At 53.8% G+C, this 1,319-nt stretch carries 1 rRNA gene; it reads left to right on the top strand.

Going from position 1 to position 1,319, the window contains the following annotated elements:
* A 23S ribosomal RNA gene (locus QZM15_RS33865) occupies positions 1-1,319 on the top strand; the annotation flags it as partial.

Below are 1,319 nucleotides of genomic sequence, written 5' to 3'. Positions count from 1 at the left end.
GTCCCGGTCGCTGCATTGGAGAAGGCGCTTAGGCAAATCCGGGCGCAGGATTCAAGGGTGTGGCGCGAGCTCCTTCGGGAGCGAAGCAATTGGAAGTGGTTCCAAGAAAAGCCTCTAAGCTTCAGTCTAACGATGACCGTACCGCAAACCGACACAGGTGGGCGAGATGAGTATTCTAAGGCGCTTGAGAGAACTCGGGAGAAGGAACTCGGCAAATTGGTACCGTAACTTCGGGATAAGGTACGCCCTTGTAGCTTGACTGGCCTGCGCCAGGAGGGTGAAGGGGTTGCAATAAACTGGTGGCTGCGACTGTTTAATAAAAACACAGCACTCTGCAAACACGAAAGTGGACGTATAGGGTGTGACGCCTGCCCGGTGCCGGAAGATTAAATGATGGGGTGCAAGCTCTTGATTGAAGTCCCGGTAAACGGCGGCCGTAACTATAACGGTCCTAAGGTAGCGAAATTCCTTGTCGGGTAAGTTCCGACCTGCACGAATGGCGTAACGATGGCCACACTGTCTCCTCCCGAGACTCAGCGAAGTTGAAGTGTTTGTGATGATGCAATCTACCCGCGGCTAGACGGAAAGACCCCATGAACCTTTACTGTAGCTTTGCATTGGACTTTGAACCGATCTGTGTAGGATAGGTGGGAGGCTATGAAACCGGAACGCTAGTTTCGGTGGAGCCGTCCTTGAAATACCACCCTGGTTTGTTTGAGGTTCTAACCTTGGCCCGTGATCCGGGTCGGGGACAGTGCATGGTAGGCAGTTTGACTGGGGCGGTCTCCTCCCAAAGCGTAACGGAGGAGTACGAAGGTACGCTAGGTACGGTCGGAAATCGTGCTGATAGTGCAATGGCATAAGCGTGCTTAACTGCGAGACCGACAAGTCGAGCAGGTGCGAAAGCAGGTCATAGTGATCCGGTGGTTCTGTATGGAAGGGCCATCGCTCAACGGATAAAAGGTACTCTGGGGATAACAGGCTGATACCGCCCAAGAGTTCATATCGACGGCGGTGTTTGGCACCTCGATGTCGGCTCATCTCATCCTGGGGCTGTAGCCGGTCCCAAGGGTATGGCTGTTCGCCATTTAAAGAGGTACGTGAGCTGGGTTTAAAACGTCGTGAGACAGTTTGGTCCCTATCTGCCGTGGGCGTTGGATATTTGAAGGGGGCTGCTCCTAGTACGAGAGGACCGGAGTGGACGAACCTCTGGTGTACCGGTTGTCACGCCAGTGGCATCGCCGGGTAGCTATGTTCGGAAGAGATAACCGCTGAAAGCATCTAAGCGGGAAACTCGCCTTAAGATGAGATATCCCTGG

The organism is Burkholderia sp. AU44665 (assembly GCF_030504405.1).
Classification (GTDB): domain Bacteria; phylum Pseudomonadota; class Gammaproteobacteria; order Burkholderiales; family Burkholderiaceae; genus Burkholderia; species Burkholderia semiarida.
This window is presented reverse-complemented; position numbering and strand designations above follow the sequence as displayed.